The 8,673-nt window shown below is 65.8% G+C and carries 6 protein-coding genes; 4 read left to right on the top strand and 2 right to left on the bottom strand.

The window, feature by feature from the left end:
* Positions 1-238 precede the first annotated feature (238 nt).
* Positions 239-3,820, top strand: a complete 3,582-nt coding sequence (gene dnaE, locus QMX83_RS18115) for a DNA polymerase III subunit alpha (protein ID WP_282298037.1) — start codon at positions 239-241, stop codon at positions 3,818-3,820.
* A 76-nt stretch (positions 3,821-3,896) separates the two neighbouring features.
* Positions 3,897-4,856, top strand: coding sequence for an acetyl-CoA carboxylase carboxyltransferase subunit alpha (locus QMX83_RS18110; RefSeq protein WP_282298036.1), 960 nt, complete (start codon positions 3,897-3,899; stop codon positions 4,854-4,856).
* Between the two features lie 54 nt (positions 4,857-4,910).
* Here the strand turns inward: QMX83_RS18110 and QMX83_RS18105 are convergent, their stop codons facing one another.
* Complete coding sequence (locus QMX83_RS18105) at positions 4,911-5,366, bottom strand: CopD family protein (RefSeq protein WP_282298035.1); 456 nt, start codon at positions 5,364-5,366, stop codon at positions 4,911-4,913.
* 130 nt (positions 5,367-5,496) lie between these two features.
* On the opposite strand from QMX83_RS18105, the gene QMX83_RS18100 reads away from it, so the two are divergent.
* Positions 5,497-6,093, top strand: coding sequence for a class I SAM-dependent methyltransferase (locus tag QMX83_RS18100; RefSeq protein ID WP_282298038.1), 597 nt, complete (start codon positions 5,497-5,499; stop codon positions 6,091-6,093).
* A 63-nt stretch (positions 6,094-6,156) separates the two neighbouring features.
* Positions 6,157-7,452 carry a polyhydroxyalkanoate depolymerase gene (gene phaZ / locus QMX83_RS18095; protein WP_282298034.1) on the top strand — a complete coding sequence of 432 codons (1,296 nt, stop codon included), beginning with the start codon at positions 6,157-6,159 and terminating at the stop codon, positions 7,450-7,452.
* A 188-nt stretch (positions 7,453-7,640) separates the two neighbouring features.
* On the opposite strand, the gene QMX83_RS18090 is transcribed toward phaZ, so the two are convergent.
* Positions 7,641-8,660: a sensor domain-containing protein gene (locus QMX83_RS18090; protein WP_282298033.1), complete on the bottom strand. Its 1,020-nt coding sequence runs from the start codon at positions 8,658-8,660 to the stop codon at positions 7,641-7,643.
* Positions 8,661-8,673 lie beyond the last annotated feature (13 nt).

Genomic DNA, 8,673 nt, shown 5'->3' with positions numbered 1-8,673 from the left:
TTGGCGGATCAGGATGGGCGTTCCGGGGGACGCTGCAAGTACGTCCATGTAAGCTCGATCGCCGCATCCATGCGGCTCACGCCCCCTCCAGCCCACCCCGACCCGCCACGACAGTGCATCGGTGGCCATCGAACATCAAAACTTAGGGGGGACATCACGGACCGAAGGTCGGTGATGTCAAGACCTTGTTCGGGTGCGTCAGCACCGCTACCCTGACCGCGCATTACATTGGCCCGGCATGTCCACTTCCCGTTTCGTACATCTTCACGTCCACACCGAGTTTTCGCTGGCGGATTCGACCATCCGTGTCCCGGCGAAACCGGATCAGGCTGACCCGAAAAAGGCCAAACAGGCCAATCTGCTCAGCCGCGCGGTCGAGCTGCAGCTGCCGGCGCTGGCCGTCACCGACCTGAACAACCTGTTCGCGCTGGTCAAGTTCTACAAGGCCGCCGAGACCGTGGGCATCAAGCCCATTGCCGGTGCCGACATCATGATCGCCGAAGAGGGCATGACGCCCTGGCGGATGACCCTGCTGTGCCGTGATCGCGAAGGCTATCTGAGCCTGTCGCGCCTGCTCACCCGGGCCTGGATGGAAGGCCACCGGCCGGAAGGCGGCGTGGCCGTGCATCCGGACTGGCTCAAAGCCGGCTGCCACAACCTGTTCGCGCTGGCCGGGCGCGAAAGCCTGGCCGGGCGTCTTGCCGGCGAAGGCCGGCATGACCTGGCCGAGCAACAGCTGGCCGACTGGCAGCGCGTGTTCGGCGACGGCCTGCATCTGGAGCTGACCCGCACCGGGCGCGATGGCGAAGAAGCCTTCAATCAGTTTGCGCTGATGGCCGCCGGCCAGCGTGGCCTGCCGGTGGTCGCCAGCAACGATGTGCGCTTCCTGCGCCCGGACGACTTCAGCGCGCACGAAGCGCGCGTGTGCATTTCCTCCGGCCGCGTGCTGGATGACCCCAAGCGCCCGCGCGACTACAGCGAGCAGCAGTACCTGAAGTCGCCCGAGGAAATGTGCGCGCTGTTTGCCGACATTCCCGACGCCATCGACAACACGCTGGCGCTGGCCGAACGCTGCAACGTGGAAATGCGGCTGGGCACGTACTTCCTGCCCAACTATCCGGTGCCCGACAACGAAACGCTGGACAGCTGGATCTGCAGCGAATCGCGCAAGGGCCTGGACGCACGCCTGGAAAAAAATCCGCTGGCCGAAGGCAAGACCCGCGAAGACTATCTCGAGCGTCTGGAATTCGAGCTGGCCACCATCATCAAGATGGGCTTCCCCGGCTACTTCCTGATCGTGGCCGACTTCATCCAGTGGGGTAAGAACCAGGGCATTCCGATCGGCCCCGGGCGCGGTTCGGGTGCCGGCTCGCTGGTCGCGTGGGCACTGCAGATCACCGACCTCGATCCGATTCCTTACAACCTGCTGTTCGAGCGGTTCCTCAACCCCGAACGCGTGTCGATGCCCGACTTCGACATCGACTTCTGCATGGACCGCCGCGATGAGGTCATCGACTACGTCGCGCGCAAGTACGGGCGTGAACGGGTCAGCCAGATCATCACCTACGGCACCATGGCCGCCAAGGCCGTGGTGCGCGACTCCGGGCGCGTGCTCGGCTTCCCGTATGGCCTGGTCGACGGCGTCTCCAAGCTGATTCCCAACATCCTCGGCATTTCGCTGAAGGACGCGATGGGCGAAGGCAAGGATTCGGAAATGGCCTCGCCGGAGCTGATCCAGCGCTACCAGTCCGAAGACGAAGTGCGCGACCTGATCGACCTGGCGCGCCAGCTGGAAGACCTGACCCGCAATGCCGGCAAGCACGCCGGTGGCGTGGTGATCGCGCCGGAGCCGCTGGCCGAGTTCTGCCCGCTGTTCGCCGAACACGACGAAGGTGGCCGCGGCCGCAATCCGGTTACCCAGTTCGACAAGAACGACGTCGAAGAAGTCGGCCTGGTGAAGTTCGACTTCCTCGGCCTGCGCACGCTGACCATCATTGACTGGGCAGTGAAGGCGATCAACAAGCGGCACGCGCGCGCCGGCATTCCGCCGGTGGACATCACCGCCCTGCCGCTTGACGACGCCCCGACGTACAAGGACATCTTCGCCAACGGCAATACCGGTGCGGTGTTCCAGTTCGAATCCTCGGGCATGCGCCGCCTGCTGAAGGACGCGCGCCCTGACCGCTTTGAAGACCTGATCGCGCTGGTGTCGCTGTACCGGCCCGGCCCGATGGACCTGATTCCATCGTTCAACGCGCGTAAGCACGGTCAGGAAGAAATCATCTATCCCGATCCGCGCACCGAAGCCATCCTCAAGGACACCTACGGCATCATGGTGTACCAGGAGCAGGTGATGCAGATGGCGCAGATCGTCGGCGGCTACTCGCTGGGCGGTGCTGACCTGTTGCGCCGCGCGATGGGCAAGAAGGTGCCGGCGGAAATGGCCAAGCACCGCGAGATCTTCCGCGAGGGTGCGGCCAAGGGCGGCGTCGACGGTCCCAAGGCCGATGAAATCTTCGACCTGATGGAGAAGTTCGCTGGCTACGGCTTCAACAAGTCGCACGCCGCCGCGTACGCGCTGGTCAGCTACCAGACCGCGTGGCTGAAGCGCCACTACCCTGCTGAATTCATGGCCGCCACCCTGTCCTCGGACATGGACAACACGGACAAGGTGGTGGGCTTCCTGGCCGAGGTGCGCAACCTCGGGCTGACCGTGCTGCCGCCGAAGGTCAACGAATCGGCGTACATGTTTGAAGCCTCCAGCGCCGACACCATCCAGTACGGCCTGGGCGCGATCAAGGGCGTGGGCCAGGGTGCGTGCGAAGCGGTGGTGGATGAGCGACTCGCCAAGGGTCGCTATGCCTCGCTGCTGGACTTCTGCATGCGCATCGAGTCGGGCAAGCTCAACCGGCGCACGCTGGAAGCGATGATCCACTGCGGCGCGCTCGATGGCCTCGGCAAGAACCGCGCCTCGCTGATGCTGCAGCTGCCGGAAGTGCTCAAGGCCACCGATCAGATGTCGCGCGAGAAGGCCTCCGGGCAGAACTCGCTGTTCGGCGCACCGGACCCGGTCAGCACCGCGATGCAGCTGGACCTGCCCGAAGCCAAGGAATGGGCACTGGCGCAGCTGCTGGAAGGCGAGCGTGAGACGCTGGGCTTCTACCTCAGCGGCCATCCGTTCGACCCGTGGGCGGAGGACGTCAAGGAACTGGTCGGCACCGACCTGGGCATGCTGGAAAAACTCATTCCCCCCGCCCGCCCCAGCAAGGACGGCGAAAAGCGTGCCTGGCGCCAGGAAACCCCGGTGATCCTGGCCGGGTTGGTCGTGGGCGTGCGCCGCAAGGGCGAAAGCCAGATATTCATGCAGCTGGAAGACGGCCGCGGTCGGGTCGAATGCAGCGCGTTCTCCGACGGCCTCGCCGAGTTCGGCCACCTGATGACCAAGGACCGCATCCTGGTGGTCAAGGGCGGCCTGCGTGAAGACGAATTCAACGGTGGTTACGCGCTGCGCATCCGCCAGTGCTGGGACTACGAGGAAATCTGCGCCAACTACGCGACCCGGCTGTCGCTGCGCCTGGACCTGCGCCAGGGCGACCCGGTCTGGAGCCGCGTGAACGCGCTGCTGGACCGCCACCGCCCCGGACGTACGCCCCTGCGCCTGGATCTGCTGCTGGGCTCGCCGCAGGGCCCGGTGGCCGGCATGCTCGACGTGGCCGGCGACACTGCCGTACGCGTGGACAGCCAGCTGGTGGAGGCGCTGCGCGCCGACCCGGCGGTACGCACGCTGAAAGTGCGGTACAGCCCCCCGTGGGCCAATTGACGCACCAAACGACGGCGTACGGGGTATTTCGACGCATTCGGCTACACTTCCCCTCTTTACTTCACGACGGCTTCCGATGAATCCGAACTATCTCGACTTCGAGCAACCCATCGCTGATCTGGAAGCCAAGATCCAGGAGCTGCGCAGCGCCAGCGCCGGCCCGGCGGTCAATGTCGAGGCCGAAGTGCACGCCCTGCAGGACAAGCTGCGAGTGCGCACCGCGCAGATCTTCCGCAACCTGACCTCGTGGCAGGTGCTGCAGCTGGCCCGTCACCCGCAACGCCCCTACACCCAGGACTACATCCGCATCTTCTGCGACGAGTTCCAGGAACTGGCCGGCGACCGCGCCTTCGCTGACGACAAGGCCATTGTCGGCGGCCTGGCCCGTATCGGCGGCCGTCCGGTGATGCTGATCGGCCACCAGAAGGGCCGCGATACCAAGGAAAAGATCAAGCGCAACTTCGGCATGCCCAAGCCCGAGGGCTACCGCAAGGCCCTGCGCCTGATGAAGATGGCCGAGCGCTTCGGCCTGCCGGTGCTGACCCTGATCGACACCGCCGGTGCCTGGCCGGGCATCGACGCCGAATCGCGCGGCCAGTCCGAAGCGATCGCGCGCAATCTGATGGAAATGGCGGAGCTGAAGGTCCCGGTGATCTGCACCGTGATCGGCGAAGGCGGCTCCGGCGGCGCGCTGGCACTGGGCGTCGGCGATCGCACCATCATGCTGGAGTACAGCGTGTACTCCACCATCAGCCCGGAAGGCTGCGCCTCGATCCTGTGGAAGGACGCCGGCAAGGCCAAGGAAGCGGCCGAGCAGCTGGGCCTGACCGCGCCGCGCCTGAAGGGCCTGGGCCTGGTCGACAAGGTCGTGCGCGAGCCCACCGGCGGCGCGCACCGCAACCCCACCGCGATGGGCAAGCGCCTGAAGGCCGTGCTGCTCAACGAGCTGGACGCGCTGGAAAAGCTGTCCACCGAAGACCTGCTGCAGAAGCGCTACGAGCGCCTGCGCAGCTATGGCGCGTACGAGACCGCCTGATCGGCGGTCCCTGAAGCGCAACAAAAAACCGGGCCATGCGCCCGGTTTTTTTTGTCAGAACGGCTTGGCCAACACCAGCCACACCACCCCGATGAACAGCACCAGCGGCAGCTCATTGAACCAGCGCAGCGCGCGCGAAGACGGCAGCGTTTTGCCCTTCACCGCGCCCTTCAGCAGCCGCCCGGTCCAGGTGAAGTACACCAGCAGCAGCACCACCAGCCCCAGCTTGGCGTGCAGCCAGCCGGCCGCGCCGGGGGCCACCATGGTCGGGAAATCCGGGAATACGCGGTAGCCCAGCCACAGCACCACGCCCAGCACCAGCGCGATGCCGAACATCATGTGCCCGAACCGGTACAGGCGCAGGCCCATCAGCTGCAGGCGCTCCACCACGGGCAGCTGGCCTGCGGTTTCACTCAGGTTGACCAGGATGCGCGGCAGATAGAACACCGATGCCATCCACGCCACCACGAACACCAGGTGGAAGGTCTTGACCCAGTAATAGGACTGCATGCGCTTGCTCCGGCGGCTGGCTTGGAATGTCGTTCATTTTCACCCATTCACCGGCGAGGCGCATGCGCGACGCTTTGACGCACGCCGGTCCGCTACCATGGCGTCCGTTTCCGGCTTCCTGTCTGTGCGCATGACCAAGACCTACGACCACGCCTACTTCCAGCGCTGGTACCAGCCCGACCAGACCGGCGGCGCGGCGCGCCTGGCACGCAAGGTCGCCCTGGCCGTGGCCAGCGCCGAGTACTACCTGGAGCGTCCGATCCGCACCGTGCTGGATATCGGGGCCGGCGAAGCCGCCTGGCGTGCGCCCCTGCTCAAGCTGCGCCCGCGCGTGCAGTACATGGGTTTCGACAGCAGCGAGTACGCCGTGCAGCGCTATGGACGCAGCCGCAACCTGCATCCGGCCCGGGTCGGCGACTTCGCCTGGCTGCGGCCCTGCCCGCCGGTCGACCTCCTGGTCTGCGCCGATGTCATGCATTACGTGCCCAGCCGTGAGCTGCTCCCGGCCCTGGCCGGCTTTGCCGAGCTCACCGGTGGCGTGGCCTTCCTGGAGGCCTTCACCGCCGAGGACGAGTTTGAGGGCGACCACGAGGGCTTCCAGGCCCGCCCGGCCAGCTGGTACCGTCGCCACCTGAAGGCCGAGGGCTTCACCGCGCTGGGCTCGCACTGCTGGCTGTCGCCGGCGCTGGCCGGCCACGCGGCCGGGTTGGAGCGCGGTGCCTATTAAGGCGCTTCACACCCCGATGCGCTATGCTGCGCGGCAACATATGACCATACATATTCGGACGCCATGCTCTACCAGCTGCATGAGTTGACCCGCAACATGCTCGCACCCTGGGTGCACCAGGCCCAGGCCAACGCGAAGTTCTTCGCCAACCCGGGCCATTGGTGGTCGCAGATGCCCGGTGCCGACCGCCTCGCTGCGGTCAATGAGCTGTTCCACCGCATCGGCAAGGATTACGAGAAGCCCGAGTGGGGCATCAACGAAATCGACGTCGATGGCGAGCGCGTGCCGATCGTGGTCCATGAAGAGGTCAGCAAGCCGTTCTGCAAGCTGCTGCGCTTCAAGCGCCACAGCAACGAAGCCGACCAGCTGCACACCATGCTCAACCAGCCGTTCGTGCTGGTGGTGGCCCCGCTGTCGGGTCACCACGCCACGTTGCTGCGTGACACGGTGCGTACGCTGCTGCGCGACCACCGCGTGTATGTGACCGACTGGGTCGACGCGCGCATGGTGCCGGCCAGCGAGGGCGAATTCAGCCTGGACGACTACATCGGCTACGTGCAGGAATTCATCCGCCATCTGGGCGCTGAGAAGCTGCACGTGGTCAGCGTGTGCCAGCCGACCGTGCCGGTCCTGGCAGCGGTGTCGTTGATGGCCAGCCGTGGCGAGACCACGCCGCGCACGCTGGTGATGATGGGCGGTCCGATCGATGCGCGCTGCAGTCCCACTGCCGTGAACAACCTGGCCACCCAGAATCCGCTGTCGTGGTTCGAGAACAACGTGATCCACACCGTGCCGCCGGGTTATCCCGGTGCAGGCCGCCAGGTGTATCCGGGCTTCCTGCAGCATGCCGGGTTCCTGTCGATGAACCCCAGCCGCCACTTCAGCTCACACTGGGACTTCTATGCCGACCTGGTGAAGGGCGACATGGAAGACGCTGACGCGCATCGTCGCTTCTACGACGAGTACAACGCGGTGCTGGACATGCCGGCGCGCTATTACCTGGACACCATCCGCGTGGTGTTCCAGGAATTCCTGCTGCCACGTGGCGAGTGGTTCGTGCAGGGCGAACGCGTGGACCCCGGTGCGATCACCGGCACCGCGCTGCTCAGCATTGAAGGCGAGCTCGATGACATCGCCGGTCTCGGCCAGACCGAGGCCGCGCAGGCGCTGTGTACCGGTATCCCGGAAAAGCACCGCGAGCATTTCATCGTCGAAGGTGCAGGTCATTACGGCATCTTCAGCGGCCGTCGCTGGCGCGAAACCGTGTATCCGAAGGTGCGCGCGTTCTTTGCCGCGCATGCGCAGGCGGCGGTGAAGCCGAAGAACGTGACGCCGATCCGCCGCAAGAAGGCCGGCTAAGACCTCAATCCGTTCGAGGTCCCGGTAGCGCCGGCCGTTGGCCGGCCCTCATGAACGTTTGACGCATCCGGAAGGCCGGCCAACGTTACGCCTGCCGTCCTGGCAGCCGCCCTTCGGGCCATCGCTTCGCGATGTTGAGAACGGCTCCTGCCGTTCTCTTCGGCGCTACCGTGCCACTCACGCTCGGCCTACAACCGCACGAGCAGATGCTTGGCCATCTGCCCATGCAGATGCCCCACCGCGCGTGCCAGGTGCATGGTGCAGAACAGGATCACCACGCCCAGGATGGCCAGCATCGGCGTCGCCCACACCGGCAGCAGCAGCATTTCGCCGTCGATGTAGATCCCAGGGCTGCCGCCCAGTGCGAAGACCGCCGCCACCGGTGCCCAGATGAAGGCCAGCGACAGCGACAGCAGCGTGACCGCCACGGTGAAGTAGAGAATGCCCAGCGGCAGCATCAACACGAAGTACAGCATGGTCAGCCAGGTGCGCCCATCGGTGAACATGTCACCAATGCGCTGGAGCCAGCTGCGGCTGCGGTCGGCATAGCGCGGTCGGCGCGGCATGCGTTCGCCCAGCAGTACTTCCACCAGCCGCCCTTCCAGCAGCGCCAGCCCGCGCACCGAACCGAAGAACAGCACGGTGAGCGGGATGCCGATGATCAGGATCATCATGCCCAACGACAGCGACAGGCCAGTGACCACCCACATGAAGAAGAAGATGCCGGTGGCCATCGACAGCAGCATGTAGAACAGCGAACCGTAGGTACGCGGTTCCAGCGCCACGCCGAAGAAGCGTGCCAGTGCCGAGCGGTGCGGTACCGGTGCGTCGGTCGCGGCCACGCTTGCGCTGCCGGCAACGGCGGCTACCGCCGCAGCAGCGCCTGGCTCGGCCGCCGGCACTACCCGTGCGATGGGACGCACGCTGGCACTGGGCGTGCGCAATGCACGGTTCACGGTGATCTCGGTTTCGCGGTAGATCTCCGCCACTTCTTCAGGTGCGCCATAGCTGCCGGCGACATCGGCGATCACTTCGGCCTCGCTGCGGCCCGGCTGTGCGGCCAGTTCCGAACGCAGGTACTCCTCGGCGTCATACAGCGCGTCCTGCACCATCGCCGGATCGGCGTCGTGCAGCGCGGCGCGCAGCTGGGCCAGGTACTGCGGAATGGTGGTGGGCAGGCCTGCCCCCGCCGTGGTCTGTTCGTTCATTGCAGTACCCCTT

Origin of the sequence: Stenotrophomonas sp. PS02289 (assembly GCF_029960115.1) — a bacterium.
In the GTDB taxonomy this organism is placed as follows: domain Bacteria; phylum Pseudomonadota; class Gammaproteobacteria; order Xanthomonadales; family Xanthomonadaceae; genus Stenotrophomonas.
This window is presented reverse-complemented; position numbering and strand designations above follow the sequence as displayed.